The organism is Paenibacillus sp. FSL R7-0179 (assembly GCF_038002265.1).
In the GTDB taxonomy this organism is placed as follows: Bacteria; Bacillota; Bacilli; order Paenibacillales; family Paenibacillaceae; genus Paenibacillus_AQ.
In genome coordinates this window covers 3,525,143-3,542,248 of the sequence record NZ_JBBOCC010000002.1, presented here as the reverse complement: position 1 = coordinate 3,542,248, position 17,106 = coordinate 3,525,143, and the positions used below count along the sequence as shown (strand labels likewise).

Genomic DNA, 17,106 nt, shown 5'->3' with positions numbered 1-17,106 from the left:
ATGGCTGTGGATACAGGTACGGTAATAAGAGATGTCAGCACCAGCCTGAAGGCATTATTGAAAGCACATGTGCCTGAACTGAACGATGACAGCTTCATCAGCTTCGGCTCTCCGAGTGACATTGACAGCTCAACGATGAAGCTGTCCATGTGTTTGTACTATTTGAGCCATAGCCCGAGTATGCGCAACAGTGAGAAGGAAGCAACCAGCGGCAAGAATGAGTTCATGTATCCGCCGGCTTATCTGGATTTGTACTATCTGCTCACGCCGTATGCCAAGGATAGGGAGACCGAGCAGCTGATCCTGGGCCGGATTTTTCAGCTGTTCCATGAGCATCCGGTGCTTAGCGGCAGCGATCTGCGGGGCAACCTGGCCGAATGCGGCAATGAGAAGATCCGGATCTCCTATAACAACCTGACGATTCAGGATATCAAGCAGCTGTGGGAGGTGTTCCCCGGGAAGCCGGCTAAGGTGAGCCTGTCCTATCTGGTGTCGCCGGTGCGGCTGCCTGCGGATAAGACGATCCTGATTCCGCGGGTTGAGGTGAAAGAGCTGGGCGTTCATCCTCTGTAGACACAGCTGGCAATGACTGCTTCTGTGAAGGGAGTGATTCATGGAGGAATGACATGCAAGGCACCCGTACCAGCGGATAATCCGCAGACAAAGGCAGCTGCGACTAACTGGATTGTGTAAGCTGATCTAACTTTAAGTTTATGCTTCCTTAGCCAGATTTGCCGAAGGTTTCGCTCAGAAGCAGATGCTAATTTAACTTTTTTAGGAGGGTAAGAGATGGCAAATTATTTATCGCCAGGTGTGTATGTGGAGGAAGTCTCAAGCGGGGTTAAGCCGATTGCCGGTGTGGGCACCTCAGTCGGGGCCTTCGTCGGAATCGCAGAAAAAGGGGTCATCGGCAAAGCGGTCCTGGTCACCAACTGGAGCCAGTTCGTCAATGAGTTCGGCCAGTTTATCCCCAATGGCTATCTGGCTTATGCCGTGTATAACTTTTTTGCGGAAGGAGGCACCTCCTGCTATGTAGTGAGAGCCGCATCCACCGACATCCGGCCGGCTTCGCTTGCGGTTCGCGATACCGATAATCTGGATTTGTTCAAGGTAGTTGCACGTTCGGAAGGGGAGTGGGGCAACCGCATTTCGGTCAAGATCGGCCCGTCCTCCAACAAGCAGCAATTCGGCTTTAAGATGATTGTGCAGTATTTGCTGGACAGTGATTTCAATAATGAATACAGCGGAGAAGACGAAGAGGGCAAAATCGTCGAAATCTTCGACAACATGCTGCTGATCAATTTTGAAGAAAAGGTGAATCAGGTATCCGCCTTTGTCAGTGTGAAGCCGCTGGTGGACCTGACCATTCTGGAGAATATGGAGAAAACGCCGGCGTTCAATGAAGCAGCCCTGTCCCTCAGCGGCGGTGTGAACGGGATGTCCCCGATTGACTTCCTGGGTGATGCGGTCAAGCGGGCCGGTATCCACGCGTTCGATACGATTGACGGCATTAACATTGTAGCGGCTCCAGACCTTGCAGATATGCCGTACAGCCGGGGCACCATCCTGGACATGCTGAATTACTGCAAGCTGAGAAAAGACTGCATCTTCATCGTAGATCCTCCGCATGGCTTAAGTCCGATGGAGGTCAAGGATTTCAAGGAGGGGGCGGGCGATTATTCGGGCAATTCATTCAATACGTCCTACGGCGCCTTGTATTATCCTTGGGTCTACATTAATGATCCGCTGACCGGGAAGCAGAAGCTTGTGCCGCCGTCCGGGGCAATTGCCGGTACGTATGCGTATGTCGATGCCGTTCGCGGTGTCCACAAAGCACCGGCAGGCACCACCGACGGCTATCTGGATTCCGTAGTCGGGATTGAGAAGATCATCACGAAGGCGGAGCAGGAGCTGCTGAATCCCGGCGGCATCAACGTAATCCGTTCCTTGCCGGAGGGCATCTGTGTCTGGGGAGCCAGAACGCTGTCCGCCGATTCGGAATGGAGTTACGTCAACGTCCGGCGGCTGATGATGTACATTGAAGAGTCGCTGGATGAGGGCAGCCAGTGGGTCGTGTTTGAACCGAATGATCCGAGCCTGTGGGGCAAGGTCAAGCGCAATCTCACCGCCTTCCTGACCCGCGTATGGAGAGACGGTGCGCTCTACGGAACCACGCAGGAAGAGGCCTTTTTCGTCAAAGTGGACGAGGAGAACAATCCGCCTGCCGTGCGGGATGCCGGACAGCTGATTATCGAAGTGGGCGTAGCCCCGGTCAAACCTGCTGAATTCGTAGTCATCCGGGTCAGCCAGAAGACCTTATCCAAATAAGAGATTGAGAGGAGATTTAAGCTATGGCAACCGGCAAAAGATTGGACCCCTACCGCAATTACCGCTTCCGCGTTGTAATTGACGGCATTCAGACCGCAGCCTTTGCGGACGCAACGATTCCGGATACATCCACTGAGGCTGTAGATTACCGGGAGGGGATTGATGCCCCGCATGCGCGCAAGCTGTCCGGCTTGACCAAATTCGGGAACATTACCTTGAAAAAAGGGCTGACCGACTCCCTGGAGCTCTACAACTGGCGCAAGTCTATTGAGGACAAAGGCGCGCTGAAGAACCGCAAGAGCTTGTCCATCATCCTGGTGGATGAAGAAGGCAATGACAAGGCGCAGTGGGATATCCTCGAAGCCTGGCCGATCAAATATGATGTCAGCGCACTTAGCGCCAAAGGCAACGAGGTCTCTGTCGAGTCGATGGAGCTGGTGCATGAAGGGGTTCGCAGAGTGAAATAGCTTCCCGCTTATCGTCATCGTCACTGTGGATGTGATGCAATACGCCAAAACATAAGCTGGACGGTATGGACATCATATTCACGGCCGGGGATGCCGGAAGGAAGGGAAGGCATGAGGATGCTCTTGATGAGGAAGTGAGGGAGAACATGGAACTATTACAAACCGAATTCAGCTTCACTCTGCCCAAAGGGTACGTGGATGAAGCAGGCACGCTGCATAAGCAGGGCACCATGCGTCTGGCTACCGCAGCGGATGAGATTACACCGCTCCGGGATTCCCGGGTTCAGCAGAATCCCGCGTATCTGACAGTCATTCTGCTCTCCAGAGTGGTCACCGGGCTGGGTGGACTGGGCATGATTACGCCGAGAGTGATCGAAGAATTGTATACCTCGGATTTTGCCTATCTGCAGGATCTGTACAACCGGATTAACCAGAACGGCAGCAATGCGGTTCATGCACAGTGTCCCAAGTGCGAGCAGCGCTTCGAGCTTGAACTGGAACCGCCGGGGGAATAGTCGGCTACCCCCTTGACCGCCTCTACGAGGAGGTAGCCTTTCTGACCTACTATCTGCACTGGGACTATACGGCGGTGCTGAACCTGGAGCATGCTGAACGGGACCGCTGGTGCAGTGAAGTCAGCCGGATCAACCAGAAGCTGAGTGGCGGGGAAGAGAAGAAGAACTTCTTTGAGGCTTAGGAGAGGATAACATGAAGGCAAATATGCTAAATATCGGCGCCAAAAGAAGCTGGGTGCCCGGGTACCGGGAAGATCCCTTTCTTGCTTATAACTTCATCGTGGAAATTGACGGGATCTCCGTGGCCGGATTCTCTGAGGTCTCAGGCCTTAGCGTGGAGACACAGGTGGAGCGCAAAACCTTCGGCGGCGAGAATCATAAGGAATTTGTGTTCCTGGGACCGACCAAGTACTCGGATCTGACGCTGAAAAACGGGGTCACGAATGATGAGTATCTGTGGAATTGGTATCAGAATGTGGTGAACGGAGTCATCCGGCGGCGCAGCGGGTCCATCTGTCTCTTGGATCATTCCGGCACGCCCAAGGTGTGGTGGAACTTCATCGAAGCCTGTCCCATCAAATGGGAAGGGCCGGCGTTCAACGCCAGCAGCAGCGCGGTAGCCGTCGAGAGCCTGGTTCTGACGCACAACGGGCTGTACAGGTACCGGTAATGAGCCGGAGCATTCGGAGCGCGGCGGCTCCTGCGAATCAGAAGCAGACCGGATTCATTCAGTCGATTCTGGCAAAATACGGCTTGACCCGCTGGCGGAGCAAGCTGAAGAGCCTGATCCTGCGGCACAATCCGCTAGTTGCTGCGCAGCCGGAGACATTGCAGCGTACGGACCTGGTAACCAACCATATCCATCAGACATTCTATTATCCGGTAGTATCAGAGAAGGAACAGCCGGGACCGGCAAGCCGCATCCTGTTGGTGACTCAAAGCGGCATCAGGCCTGGACTAAGCGCTCCATCTGCTTCTCCTGGTCAAGCTGAGGATCTGCGGAGCGGGCTTCATTCAGCAGCCGGACGGCTTAATTCGGTACAGGTGTTGGAAGAGAGAGTCTGGCAGCATAGAAGCAATCTTCATCAGGTAACAACGGAGTATCGCATACAAAATGCAGCATTTCATCCGGCTGAACCTGTAGCTGTTCAGCCTGCCGGATCAAGACCGGCGCAAGTCTCTGCACCGTCCGGGTTGTCTGTTCCGAAGCCGCTGCCTTCAGGCGCTACAGGTGAAAGAAGCCAGGGAGACAGGCAGGACAGAGGCGATCTGCCGGCTGCTTCTGTCCTTCCAGGGCAGCAAGACAGGATGACTGGCAGACCGTCATATGCAGTCCATCACCAGCAGCTGGTGCAGGTGATGCAGCTGCTGCGGACCTATGGCGTTAAGCAAGAATGGGATACCGGAGCGGAAGAGCAGCGCTTGAGGCAGCAGCTAGGGCATCCGGTACGCGCGCAGGCATTGAAGAATGAACGGGAGACCGTCCCAGGCTCAGCCGGGACCGCTGTGGGAGCACAGCTTAAGACTCCCAGCCGAAGCTTCAAGCCCGGTAGTCTGCTGATTCCGCATTCAAGCGTAAGTTCCAGTCTTCAGCTCGGCTTAGGTCAGCAGCTTACGGCAACGCTTGAGCAGCTGGAGAGCAGGCAGGAGCTTCTGAGCCCGCTGCCCGCTGCCGTTGGTACGGTTCATCAGAGGCAGCCAATGAAATCATTACAGCTTACGCTGCCGCATATCCTTCAGCCGCTTGGGGTTGCGTCAGGTGCACCAGAAGCGGCCGGGCAGGCGGCTACCGCTCGAATGGCCGCAGCCGCAGGACGGGCTGCTCCAAGAGGGCCGGGGCCAGCGGCGCCGGTGGAGGCCAGCCTGATCTATGCTGTAGACCGGACAGAGCTTCCGTCCACGTCGCAGCATAGAAGGCCGGGCAGTCCGCTTAGGGCGGATAACCCGGCTTATGAACCGGATCTTCAGCCTTCCGCCAGTCATAGCCGCCTGGTGCTGCGGAAGCCTGAAACGCCGCGCGCAGCTCTGCCGGAGCCGATGCAGCAGCAGCTGGAGCGGGTGCTGCAGGAACAAGCGGCCCTGCCTCCGGCGCAGACCTTCACCAAGGCCGCTCCGCCGCCGGGCATGAATGCAGCAGAGCTGAATCAGCTGGCTGAGCGGGTCTATCAGGTGCTGGAGAAGAGAATGGCCATACGCAAGGATCGGAGGGGGCTAAGATAATGGCGGAGAAAGCGAAGATCATTCCTCTGGATATGCCCGTCGGAGCTATTGAGGTGATGTTCAATCCCAATGAGTACACCGTTTCTTTTGAAGGCAAATATACGGGGGAGAAGAACAACAAGCAATTCCAGATTACAGAGACACCGGAGTTCAAGGTCTCCTTGTTCTACGATACCTATGAGCAGCGCAAGGATGTCCGCAAGAAGACCCGGCAGCTGACCTCGCTGCTTGATCCCAAGGTCAGCGGCAAAAGCACGAAAAAACCGCCGGTGTGCATGTTCGTCTGGGGCGGCTTCACCTACCGCGGCCTGCTGAGCAAGATCGAGCAGAAATTCACGATGTTCATGGATAACGGCACGCCTGTCCGCTCGTTGCTGGATGTGACCTTCATTACAGATGAGCCGGATAAGTCGGTGGAGGACAGCCAGGGGCTGAATGCCTGCCGGAAGCTGTGGGTGGTCAAAAGCGGGGACCGGCTTGACCTTATTGCAAATGCGGCGCTGAAGGAGCCGCTGGCCTGGCGCAGAATTGCCGAGCTGAACAGGATCGCCAATCCGGTTGGCTTTCCTGGCAAAAATGATATCGGGAGAACTCTGGTTATCCCGGATTAAGGCGGGGATTGCATGGGCACCAGTGTAGCAAATTACAAAATTGAGCTGAACGGAAGCAAGCTGTCCGCTGAACTGACAGCGGCGGTGGAAGGCGTCACGCTGGAGGATGAGCTTAATCTGCCGGCGGTATTTTCCATCCAGATGAATATGGTGAATGCCGGAAGCGGCATGTGGCGGGGAACGGATCTGACGAGCCTGAAGCCGGGCGACCAGCTGAAGCTCTCCCTTGGACTCGACCAGCCGGAGCCGATGATCAGCGGAGAGATTACCTCGCTGGATCTGAACTTTGCGGAGCACTCGGTGCTGGATATCCGCGGATATGATCTGCTGCACAGGCTGCGTACGGGGACGAGGAGCAAAGCTTTTCTGAAGAAGAAGGATAGTGATATTGCGGGAGAAATTGCCAAGGAGCATGGATTGACCCCTGTGGTGGAGGATACCGGAACGGTGTATCCCTACCTCTTCCAGAATAATCAGAGCAACTACGAATTTCTGCTGGAGCGGGCAGCCCTGCTCGATTATGAGCTGTTCGCGGCAGATAAGCAGCTGCATTTCGTCAAGTCGCGGTCCGTGAAGGCCCCGGTGCTGCCTGAGATGAGCTTCAAGAAGGATTTCGAACGGCTGAACCTGGAGCTGAGGGCCCTTACCCGGGGGAGTAAGGTGACGCTTAAGGGCTGGGATGTGAAGGAGAAAAAGGAGCTTGAGGCTATCGCTAAGAGCGGAGAAGAGACGACCAAAATGGGCGGGAAGGAAGGCGGCTTCACCATCAGCACCGCAGCGGTCGGGGAATCACCGATTGTCATTATGGCCGAGAATCTGCTGGATATGAACGAAGCCAAGGTGCTGGCCGCCGCCGCTTACAACAGCCGCCTGCGCGAGTTCATTGCCGGGGAAGGCATGTGCTGGGGGAACCCTAAGCTCCGGGCAGGGCAGACGGTGAAGCTGATGGGTCTGGGCGAGCGCTTCAGCGGAATTTATTATATTGTAGCTACCGTTCACAAGATCGACAGCAAGGGCTATACCACGACGTTCAAGGTGAAGAGGACTGGCCTATGAGTGAAGGACCCGGAATTAGCATTTTAATGGATAGCATCATGAACGAGGGACGGATCTTCGGTGTAATGGTGGGGATTGTCATCAATAATGACTCTGCGAACCATGCGGACAAGCCGGGCCCCGGACGGGTGAAGGTGAAGATCCCGCTGATGGGGATGCCGGAATCCAACTGGGCGCGTATGGCATCCTGGATGGCCGGGAAGGAACGGGGGGCCTTTTGCCTGCCGGAGGTGGAGGATGAGGTGCTGGTAGCTTTTGAGAACGGGGATGTCAACCGCCCTTATATCATAGGCTCATTGTGGAATGGACAAGACTTGCCGCCTGAGACCAACAAGGACGGCAAGAATAATATCCGCCTGTTCAAATCCCGCAGCGGGCATGTTCTGCGGTTCGCCGATACCAAGGGGGAAGAGAGCATCACGCTTACCTCCGCCAAGGGTCACGTAATCAGGCTGGATGACAAGGGCGGCGCGGAGCAGATCCGGATTAGCGACAAATCAGGCAAGAACCGGATCATCCTGGATGCCAAGGCCAACAAGGTGTCGGTATCCGCAGGTGCGGATATTGAAATCTCGGCGGGAGGCAAGCTGTCCCTGTCCGCCAAATCCATTGACATGAAATCATCGGCGGGCACCGCCATCGAAGCTTCGGCGGGGATGGAGGTCAAAGCCGCCGCCAGTATGACGATCAAAGGATCTGTGGTCAACATTAATTAGAGAGGGGTGCCCTCTATGGGACAGCCAGCAGCGAAGCAAGGAGACCGGATTCTGGCGACCGATACGCATACCGTGATGCTTCCGGCCGGAGGAGGGCTGGTACCCACCCCGTTGCCGCATCCCTTCACGGGGATTCTGGACGGTGCGCTGAGCACGAACGTCAAGATTATGGGGCAGCCGGCAGCCACTATGGATTCGACGGCTACGAATATGCCGGCCCATGTTCCGCAGGGAGGCCCGTTTCAGAAGCCGCCGACCAATAAGGGGACCATCAGCGCGGGAAGCGCAACGGTATTCATCAACGGGAAAAAGGCTGCCAGAAACGGTGATCCGGCGCTTACATGCAATGATCCGGCCGACCTTCCGGCAGGGAAAGTGTCTGCTGCGGGGACGGTCTTATTAGGAGGCTGAGAGATGGAAGTTGTAGATTTTTTGGGACGGGGCTGGACGTATCCGCCCGCTGTCCAGCGGGGCAGCGTCCGCTCCTCCGGTGGAGAAGACTCCATCCGGGAATCAATCATTCTGATTCTGTCAACGGCCCGCGGCGAGCGGGTCATGCGGCCGGATTTCGGCTGCAGACTGAACGAGCTGGTGTTCTCGCCCAATACCATGAGCACTGCGACCTTGCTGCGAAGCTTCATTGAAGAAGCCTTGCAGAACTGGGAGCCGCGCATTGAAGTGGACGACATTACGGTCACCCCGCGCTCAGACCGCTCTGAGCTTGAGGTGTCCATTGACTATTCAATCAGGGCCAGCAACAGCAAATATAATCTGGTCTATCCATTCTTCCTTGAAAGCGTGGGGAAATAATGCCAAACCAAATGCCTATTATTGATAAACGGGGCCAGGAACAGCTGGTTCCCGAGCTACGACGCTTAATCTACCAATACTGCAGCCGGGAATGGACGGATGTGACGGAGCTTGAGGCAGACAAGAAGGCAGATGCCCTGGTCCATATCTTCACCGGGATGATGGGCAAAGTGATCAGCCGGCTGAATCAGGCGCCTGCGAAGAACTTCACCTCCTTCCTGAATCTGATCGGCATTCATCCTACTCCGCCCCGTGCTGCCAAAGTTCCGCTGCTCTTCCGGCTGAAGCCGGATTCGGGCAGCTATAACACGGTTCCGGCCGGAACCCGGGTATCCGCCCAGCCGGAGCAGGGGGCGGAGGTGGTTTTTGAGACGGACAAGGATTTGACCGTCATTATGGCGCAGCCGGTCCGGGCGGTGAGTCTCGATCCGCAGGAGGACCAGTGGAGCAATCAGGATCATCTGCTAGCCGGGGGAGCTGCCGGCAGATCTGCCAGGCTGTTCAGAGGGGATTCGACAGTTGTCCACAGATTGTATCTGGGACATACAGAGCTGCTCGGATTCCAGGAAGCGGGCAGCAGCTTATCGGTCTATTTCAACAAGCCGGATGCAGCCGCGCTGAGCAAGGCCGCGCCGGGGCAGGACAGCACCGGGGAGCTGCTGAACCATATCGACTGGTTCTGTTTCGATGAAGAAGGGAATGCGGTGCAGCTGTATCCTTCCTCAATCGCCGAAGCGGAAGAGGAAGAGGATGCTCTGTGGAGGGCGGTGGTCCGGTTCGACCGGCTGACTGGCGTGCATACGAAGACGCTGGCCGGGTACGAGCCGTCCGGGGCGCTGCGGGAATGGCCTGGCAAGTGGATTTTCGCCGAGTTGAAGAAGCCTATAACCGCCGGTACGCGAATGCCGGATATCGAAGATATCCGCCTGGAGCTTAACATGGTGAGTCCGCAGCCGCTCCCGCCGGATGTGACGGTCAATAACGGGAACCTGCTGGATATGGGCAAGGATTATTATCCGCTGGGGGACAAGCCCAGAATCAACGATACGTTCTATATCGCCTGCGGGGAAGCCTTCTCGAAGCCGGGTGCCCGGATTACGCTGAGGGTGGAGCTGTCAGAGCCGGAGATCAGCAAGCTGCCGGACACACCGTATGTGAGACTCGGCTGGGAATATTGGAACGGGCAGGAATGGCTTGCGATTACCGGTCTTGAGGAGAGCACGGACGAAAGCGGTGCAGCTAATGGCGGTGCAGCCCTCCGTGCGGTGAGCAGCCTTACTGCCAGCGGAACGCTGAGCTTCGTCTGTCCGGGTATCCGGAAGCTGACGCTGGGCGGTGAAGAGCAGTACTGGGTCCGGGCCCGCATCACCGGCGGGAATTACGGTGAGGATGCGAAATACGAATATCAGGATGAAGAGGTCAAGCTGGGGGAGGGGAGCATTAATGTAGCCAAACTCAAGGTGACCCAGGCGACTTACGCGCCGCCTTCCATCCGTAAGCTCAGCATTGCCTACAGCTACACGCTGGAGGCGCACCCGCAGACCGTGCTTACAGAGAATAACTTCAGCTTTGCCGACAAGTCGGCGGCCTGCCGCAACGAAGGCGAATATTTCAAGCCTTTCTATCCTTGCACCGAGACGGAGCCGACCTTCTATCTGGGCTTTGACCGTGATATCAGCGATCTGCCTGTGTCGCTCTTCTTTCCGCTAACCGGTGAACAGCTGGGACGTCCGGTAGTGGCGTGGGAGTATTGGGACGGCAGAAGATGGCTGACGCTCAGCGTGAATGATGAGATCAGAGGCTTCACCCGCAGGGAGATTCTGCAGTTTGCCGTGCCGGGAGATATCGCGAAGCGGCCGCTGTTCGGTACGGAGCAGTTCTGGATACGTGCCCGGCTGGATGAAGGCCGGTTCGAGATTGTCCCGCAGGTGAATGCCATTCTTGCTAACGCGGTCTGGGCCCGCAATTCCAATACCGTTTCGGCAGAGCTTCTGGGCTCCAGCAACGGTGAGGAGAATCAGATCGTACAGTTGTCCAAAATACCCGTGCTGCCCGGCCAGCTGCTCAAGGTCCGGGAAGCCACCGGGCAAGGAGTATGGATACCTTGGGAGGAAGTCGACACATTCTCCGTATCCGGTTCAGATTCAAGGCACTATATGCTGGACAGAAGCACCGGCATGATCATGTTCGGGGATGGACGGAGCGGCATGATTCCGCCAATGGGTACAGACAACATCCTGTGTGACTACAAGCATGGCGGCGGGGCGTCCGGGAATGTTGCCGCAGGCTCGGTATCACGGATATGGGACAGCTACAGCTGGCTGGATTCCGTAACCAATCCGGTGGCGGCGGACGGCGGCTTCGATCAGGAGGAAGCAGAGCAGGCTGAGCTTCGCGGGCCGCATACGCTGAAGAGCCGGAACAGGGGCGTAACCGCTGAGGATATGGAATGGCTGGTGCGTGAGGCGATGCCTCAGATCGCCAAGGTGAAATGTCTAAGCGCTATGAACCGGGAGCTGGAGTTCACCCCGGGTAGAGCTACCCTGATCGTGGTGCCGGAGACGGATGAGCCGAGGCCGTTCCCGAGCCAGGAATTGCGCAGTGAGATTGAAGCCTATCTGTGTGAACGCATCTCGGCCCCTTTGAACACCGCCGAGCCGGGGATTGAAGTTATTGGCCCGGATTATGTCCGCACGGCTGTAGAGGCAACCGTAGTCTTTATCTCTCCGGACCAGCGGAAGGTAGCTGAGGGCCGGATCATCGACAACCTGAAGCAGTTCTTTCATCCGCTTAAGGGCGCAGACGGGAATACGGGCTGGGAGCTGGGACAGAACCTTTATGTCTCCGAGGTCTATGCCGTGATTAAGAATACGCCGGGTGTTGACTATGTATCGGATGTAGTCGTCAAGGCTTCAGTGCAATGCTTCACGCTGAAGCTGGAGCCGCTTGAGAACGGGCCGTATAAGCCTCAGGCCGCCTATCCGAAATACAGCCTGGTCCGCTCTGAGGACAACGCGCTTCAATTTGCCCTTGCCGAGCCGGTGGATGCCGGGGATGAAGTGAAGTCGCTGGTGCTCAGAGGGTTCAAGGAGAAGGGGATCATCAGGCTCCGCTACAGATCCCGAAAGCCGGTAGAGCTGATTGTCCTCTCCATCGACGGTGATATGCTCGAATGCCAGACCCTTGACGAAGAACCGCTTGCGGAGAGCTATCCCGAGGGCAGTGATCTGGAATTTGGACTTACGGATGATCTGACGGTCCGGACGTATATCCTCAACAGGCTGGAATCGGGGGCGGTGACCTTTGTAGTGAAGACCGCCGTATTCGAGGAGAAGGATATTGTCTTCCTGAGCCGGACGGATGAATACATCAACACCACACCGCTCAAGATCCGCACCATAGGCAGCGGCAATATTCATCTGGAAGAGGATGAGCTGATCTGCGGCGGGCTGCATCTGGTGAACAAGCCGGAGGAGCATCCCTTTCCTTATCTTATGGATAAGCGGGCGGGCCTGCTGCATGATTTGACCGCAACCACGGCTGCGTGCAGGCTGGAGACTATCCGCAGGGAAGAACGGAGATATCTGACGGGGCTGCCCGGTATACCGGACACAGTGGTGCGGTGTCCGCATTGTAATGCCTTGGAGCCGTAACTACAGAAAGGAGGAAGAACCTATGCCGCTTCCAGTATTGAAGCTGGATGATCTTGGCTTTGACCAGCTTGTGGCCGATGCCACTGCGCTGATTCCGCTCTATGATCCGGAATGGACGAACTATAATCCCTCCGATCCCGGCATTACCCTGGTGGAGCTGTTCGCCTATTTCACGGAAATGGTTCTCTACAGACTTGACCAGGTGACTGATGAGAGCAGGCAGCAGTTCCTCAAGCTGCTGGGTATCACCCTGGAGGACGGGGAGGAGCTGGCCAGCGGAATAGCCCGCGGGGCGAAGCAGTTCTCCGAATGCTACAGGGCTGTGACCGCAGAAGATTACCAGCTGCTGGCGAGGCAGAGCCTGCTGGATATCCCGGAGATTCGGACCACGTATCCCGACCTTGCGGTCCGTACACTCTGTCTGATTAATACGGATATGGAGAACGGCACCGGGCGGGATAAAGAAGCCTTCGGGCATGTGTCCGTAGTACTGGTGCTCCAGACCGCGAATCAGCAGGATCTGCGCAGAGACATGGCGGAGATCAAGCAACAGGTTAAAGCCGTTCTGGAGAAGAGCAAGCTGCTGACGACCCGGGTCCATGTCGTTGAGCCGGATTACCGGGATGTTGTGATTGAGATGACGGTTGCCGCCGGGAATCAGAGCATCGGGAGCATCGTGCATGACAGCATTGTACGGTTCCTGGACCCGGTTAACGGGGGAGAGCACGGACAGGGCTGGCTTCCGGGGAGGAAGCTGTACGCCTCGGATCTGTATCATCTGGTAGAGGGAATCGCCGGCATTGATCATGTCACCAGCGTGACTCTGGACTCGCCTGACCTGCTGCCGTTCCAGTTATTTAAGCTGAAGGACCTGAAGATTGAGGTGGAAGCATGAGCAAGACAGACGGGTACAGTTATGTCGAGTATCTCCCCCGGGTGTTCCAGCAGAAATCGGGGGAGCCGGATGAACAGTTTTTTCTGGGACGGTTCCTGAAGGCCTTCGAAGCCATGCTCTCCGGCAATACGGGGACGGCAGGCGCGGAATCTGTGGGCATGGAGGCTTTGCTGGACGGATTGCATCAATATTTCGATCCGCAGACGGCTCCCTCACAGTTTCTGCCCTGGCTTGCAGGCTGGGTGGGTCTCCAGTTGGCCGAAGGCGTAGAGTATGACGGCGAGCAGGATAATCTGGAGCGCACGCTTGCACCTGCGCAGATTCTTCCGCTTGCGGACACCCGCAGCACCGTTAACCGCAAGCTGATCAGCAGCATCGTCCAGCTCTATAAGAAACGCGGAACCCTGGGCGGTCTGGCTGAATATTTGCAGGTTCACGCCGGTGAAGAGGCGGCCATCCGTATCTATAGCTACGAGGAGCCTGTCTGTCTCGGTAATGCCCGGCGTATAGGCGTCAATACGATGGTCGGGGCGGCCGAGCCGAGCTACTTCACCGTCCATATCATCCTCCCGGCGTACAGCCGGAGCCTGCTGCAGCAGAAGGTGCGGAATCTGCAGGAGGTAATCCGGAAGGAGCGGCCCTTTTACACCAACTCCAGCTTGAATATTGAAGTCCCTTCTATGCGTCTGGGGGTCTATGGGCATGTGGGGATGGAGACCTTAGTCGGGGGTATGACAGAGCAATAGAGATTATAGACCGGGAGGCAAGCGAATCATGGGAAAAGAATTAAGAAGAATGCGCTACTTTGACGGGCTCTTCCTGAATGCTGAGGATTACATGCTCGATCAGGAGTTTCACCTGCGCCTGCAGCGGCTGCATAACCGCTATCTGCATACCTGGGGAATTGTCTGCGGGCTCAAGGTACTGCCCTCTGCGAAGCCGGGCGAATCCATGAAGGTGAACATTGCGGAGGGGCTGGCCCTGAATCTGGTGCTGGTCAAGAACGGTGACAAGTATGAGAGCATCAGCCAGGAAATCCTGATCTATGAGGGGCATCCGGATAATCCGGTCAATCTCTCCGAGTATAACGCCAATGAGAATATCTACATCTGGGTGAGCTATGAGGAGGTGAAGGCCGACTACAGCATTGAGCGTGGTCAAGGGAATCAGATCCATATGTGGGAGCGGGGAAAAATCAGTCATGGGACCACCAAGCCTGAGGGGACGGATACAATCCTTCTGGCCCGGGTGGTTCCCCGTACCGATGGGGCGGGTATTACTATCGACAGTACATGTATATACGATTACGACAGCGATGCGGCCCGGACGCCCTTAAGAACCTATGCCGGTGCCGCCGGCAAGAAGCTGGTCACGGAGAAGCTGGTGATCCCGGTTCAGAGTGAAGACAGTATGGACAGCGCGGGGCTGAGTGAAGCCGTTCTGGCAGCGATGCCGTCCATGTCTGCACTGCAGGCCGGTAAAGTGCTGGAGATCAAAGCTCCCGAGACCCGCTTCACCGGGGGGATGAGTGTTGCCGGAGCACTGACAATTGAGGGCGAGCTGATTCTGAAAAGCAAGGACAAGGCCCAGAGCGAGATGCGGATTATGAACAGCTTCGTAGAGGTGAACAGCCCCAACACAGACGATCCGAAGTATGTATTCCCAGGTGCACGAGATGGCGGTCTGGAGGTATACCGGGGTGACGGGGGCAAGCAAGACGCCCGGATTGTCTGGGTGGAGAAGGAGAAACGCTTTAAGGCGGGGATCGGTGAAGATCTTAAGGCAATCGCCTACGGCAATGAGTGGGACAGCCTGATCAAGTCTGAATTCGCTGATCTGCTGCACCGGCACAGCAAGCTGTCTTCGCCATCAGGCCTAAGCTTCGGCTTCACCGGGGCGGGCAAGCTGTACAGTGATGCCGATCTTGCCCTTCAGGATGAGAGAATCCTGCTGCTGAAAGGCACGAACCCGGACACGGTTGACCATTCGCATGGCCTCGGCTGGTTCGGAGCCGGTAAGCCCTTTGCTGCGGCAGAGATAGAGGGTCCGGTATTATTCGGCGGCAGCGGCGGGGCACTCGGTACCCGGACGGTTAACGCTGACGGCTCCCATACAGATAAGCAGGCGCTCTCCTGGAGCAAGAATGGCTATGTCGGCATCGGCCCGCAGAAGCTGCTGGAGGATTCGCTGGATGTCGAGGGCAGCGTACGCCTGCTCAGCGGCCGGAACCCGCTCCGCTTCACCTCCGCCTGGACGGGCTTTCCCGACAAACAGACGAACGGTGCGGAGATCAGCAATGATACTACAGACTACAAGGCACTGATGATTGTCGGCAATAACTCTGCCGGGCAGAAGCGAAAGGTCGCCATCTGGGACCGGCTGGATGTGAACGGATTTCTGTATGTGAACGGGACAATGCAGGCCTCCCAGGAGATTATACCAAGTGCGGGGAACGGGGAGCACAGCGGCATTATATTCCCGGCCAATCCGGGCGGAGGCGGGTATGATCAGGCTTGGATCAAGTACTATCCCCGTGCAGGCGAGGATTGCACACTGGAGATCGGTACCTCCAATGACAGGAGTGACCATATTTCTCTGATAGCATCCGGCAATGTGGGCGTCGGCACACTGGAGCCTGCGGACAAGCTGGATGTGGCAGGCGAAATGCGTATCCTGAGCGGGCAGAATCCGGTCCGCTTCACCTCAGGATGGACAGGCTTCACGGGCCAATCGAAGAAGAATGCCGAGATCAGTAACGATACCACGAACTACAATTCATTGATGATCGCGGGTAACGGGATATCGGGAGTCCGCAGAGTCTCCATCTGGGACAATCTGGATGTGAATGGCTCTCTGCAGTTGAAGGGGGGCGCCTATATTGGCGGTGACCTTGAGATCAAAGGCAGCATCAAGACTGAGGTATTCAACTTCACCGGCAAATTCAAAAAGCTGGATGTGGCTGAGGATTTCGCAGCCACAGTACGCTGCGCTGATTTCTGCATCGGTTATCCCGGACGCCGGGGGGCTCCTGGCCGGGCACTTGTCGACAATGGCAGCCATTTGGTGCTCAATTACGGCAACGACTGGTCCTATGCTTCTGTCCACAGCAGCCTGGAAGTGAGAAATGCCCTGATCCCGAGCGCGGGCAGCGGCAACAACGGGATTATCTTCCCGTCCGATCCCGGCGGCGGCAGCGGCGACTCGGCCTGGATCAAGTACTATCCGACCAGCGGAGAGAACTGCGTGCTGGACATCGGAGTCTCTAATGATGCCGGCGACCGCATCTATCTTCATGCCAGCGGCGGGGTCTATGCCAACGGCAGCATGTACTGGTGGTCCTCGCGCGAGCTGAAGGACAATATTGCGGATATTCCGGTCAAGGAAGCGAAGCAGCTGCTGGACGGGCTAAATCCGGTCTCTTTTAAATACAAAGGAGGTACCAAGCCAAAGACCCTCGGCTTCATTGCGGAGGAAGTACCGGCTGTTCTGGCCGATCCGGAGCAGCGGGCAATCAGCGGGATGGATATCATTGCGGTTCTGACCAGCGTCATGAAGGATCAGCAGAAAGCAATCACAAGAATGCAAAAACAAATCGACACCCTGCAGGGTGCCTAAACCTTAGGAGGATAAACTTATGAAAGAACAATTGGAAGCACGTATGAATGAACTGAAGGCAGAGCTGGAATCCGGGCGGCAGATGATCCAGGAGCTGGACGAGAAGCGTACCAATCTGGGATATACCCTGACACGCATCAGCGGGGCCATTCAGGTGCTGGAGGAGCTGGCTGCCGCAGAAGAGGAGTCCGTTCAGGCCTAAGTAAGCTGTAACTATGAA

General features: G+C 56.5%; 17 protein-coding genes. All 17 read left to right on the top strand.

All coding sequences use genetic code 11. From position 1 onward, the window contains the following. Nucleotides 1–573 (top strand): DUF4255 domain-containing protein, encoded by a 573-nt coding sequence (locus tag MKX63_RS31895; protein ID WP_341022911.1) that lies wholly within the window; start codon nt 1–3, stop codon nt 571–573. Between the two features lie 216 nt (nt 574–789). Beyond that, nucleotides 790–2,328 (top strand): phage tail sheath family protein, encoded by a 1,539-nt coding sequence (locus MKX63_RS31890; RefSeq protein WP_341022909.1) that lies wholly within the window; start codon nt 790–792, stop codon nt 2,326–2,328. Nucleotides 2,329–2,351: 23 nt separating this feature from the next. Next, a complete protein-coding gene (locus MKX63_RS31885; RefSeq protein ID WP_019910188.1) occupies nt 2,352–2,795 on the top strand; it encodes a phage tail protein in 444 nt (147 codons plus the stop codon). 146 nt (nt 2,796–2,941) lie between these two features. Continuing rightward, the gene (locus MKX63_RS31880) at nt 2,942–3,310 is read left to right on the top strand and encodes a hypothetical protein (RefSeq protein WP_036701224.1); all 369 of its coding nucleotides are present in this window, start codon (nt 2,942–2,944) and stop codon (nt 3,308–3,310) included. Then, nucleotides 3,307–3,492 carry a DUF6760 family protein gene (locus MKX63_RS31875; protein WP_076083189.1) on the top strand — a complete coding sequence of 62 codons (186 nt, stop codon included), beginning with the start codon at nt 3,307–3,309 and terminating at the stop codon, nt 3,490–3,492. The genes MKX63_RS31880 and MKX63_RS31875 overlap by 4 nt, the downstream gene beginning before the upstream one ends. An 11-nt stretch (nt 3,493–3,503) precedes the next feature. Next, nucleotides 3,504–3,980, top strand: coding sequence for a phage tail protein (locus MKX63_RS31870; RefSeq protein ID WP_036701048.1), 477 nt, complete (start codon nt 3,504–3,506; stop codon nt 3,978–3,980). Then, nucleotides 3,980–5,530: a hypothetical protein gene (locus tag MKX63_RS31865; RefSeq protein ID WP_341022908.1), complete on the top strand. Its 1,551-nt coding sequence runs from the start codon at nt 3,980–3,982 to the stop codon at nt 5,528–5,530. Before MKX63_RS31870 ends, MKX63_RS31865 begins: the two co-directional genes overlap by 1 nt. Continuing rightward, nucleotides 5,530–6,141, top strand: coding sequence for a CIS tube protein (locus tag MKX63_RS31860; RefSeq protein WP_341022905.1), 612 nt, complete (start codon nt 5,530–5,532; stop codon nt 6,139–6,141). Before MKX63_RS31865 ends, MKX63_RS31860 begins: the two co-directional genes overlap by 1 nt. Before the next feature lie 12 nt (nt 6,142–6,153). After that, on the top strand, nt 6,154–7,197 hold the full coding sequence (locus MKX63_RS31855; protein WP_341022904.1) for a phage late control D family protein: 1,044 nt from the start codon (nt 6,154–6,156) through the stop codon (nt 7,195–7,197). Next, nucleotides 7,194–7,913 (top strand): phage baseplate assembly protein V, encoded by a 720-nt coding sequence (locus MKX63_RS31850; protein WP_341022902.1) that lies wholly within the window; start codon nt 7,194–7,196, stop codon nt 7,911–7,913. The genes MKX63_RS31855 and MKX63_RS31850 overlap by 4 nt, the downstream gene beginning before the upstream one ends. Nucleotides 7,914–7,928: 15 nt before the next feature. Continuing rightward, the gene (locus tag MKX63_RS31845; RefSeq protein ID WP_341022901.1) at nt 7,929–8,324 is read left to right on the top strand and encodes a PAAR domain-containing protein; all 396 of its coding nucleotides are present in this window, start codon (nt 7,929–7,931) and stop codon (nt 8,322–8,324) included. A gap of 3 nt (nt 8,325–8,327) precedes the next feature. Continuing rightward, nucleotides 8,328–8,723 carry a GPW/gp25 family protein gene (locus tag MKX63_RS31840; RefSeq protein ID WP_341022900.1) on the top strand — a complete coding sequence of 132 codons (396 nt, stop codon included), beginning with the start codon at nt 8,328–8,330 and terminating at the stop codon, nt 8,721–8,723. Between the two features lie 11 nt (nt 8,724–8,734). Next, nucleotides 8,735–12,376, top strand: a complete 3,642-nt coding sequence (locus tag MKX63_RS31835) for a putative baseplate assembly protein (protein WP_341022899.1) — start codon at nt 8,735–8,737, stop codon at nt 12,374–12,376. Between the two features lie 22 nt (nt 12,377–12,398). After that, on the top strand, nt 12,399–13,271 hold the full coding sequence (locus MKX63_RS31830; protein WP_341022897.1) for a hypothetical protein: 873 nt from the start codon (nt 12,399–12,401) through the stop codon (nt 13,269–13,271). Beyond that, nucleotides 13,268–14,017, top strand: a complete 750-nt coding sequence (locus MKX63_RS31825) for a phage tail protein (protein ID WP_341022895.1) — start codon at nt 13,268–13,270, stop codon at nt 14,015–14,017. Before MKX63_RS31830 ends, MKX63_RS31825 begins: the two co-directional genes overlap by 4 nt. 28 nt (nt 14,018–14,045) lie before the next feature. Continuing rightward, nucleotides 14,046–16,886 (top strand): tail fiber domain-containing protein, encoded by a 2,841-nt coding sequence (locus MKX63_RS31820; RefSeq protein ID WP_341022893.1) that lies wholly within the window; start codon nt 14,046–14,048, stop codon nt 16,884–16,886. A gap of 19 nt (nt 16,887–16,905) precedes the next feature. Further along, nucleotides 16,906–17,088: a hypothetical protein gene (locus tag MKX63_RS31815; protein ID WP_036701070.1), complete on the top strand. Its 183-nt coding sequence runs from the start codon at nt 16,906–16,908 to the stop codon at nt 17,086–17,088. Nucleotides 17,089–17,106: the final 18 nt, after the last annotated feature.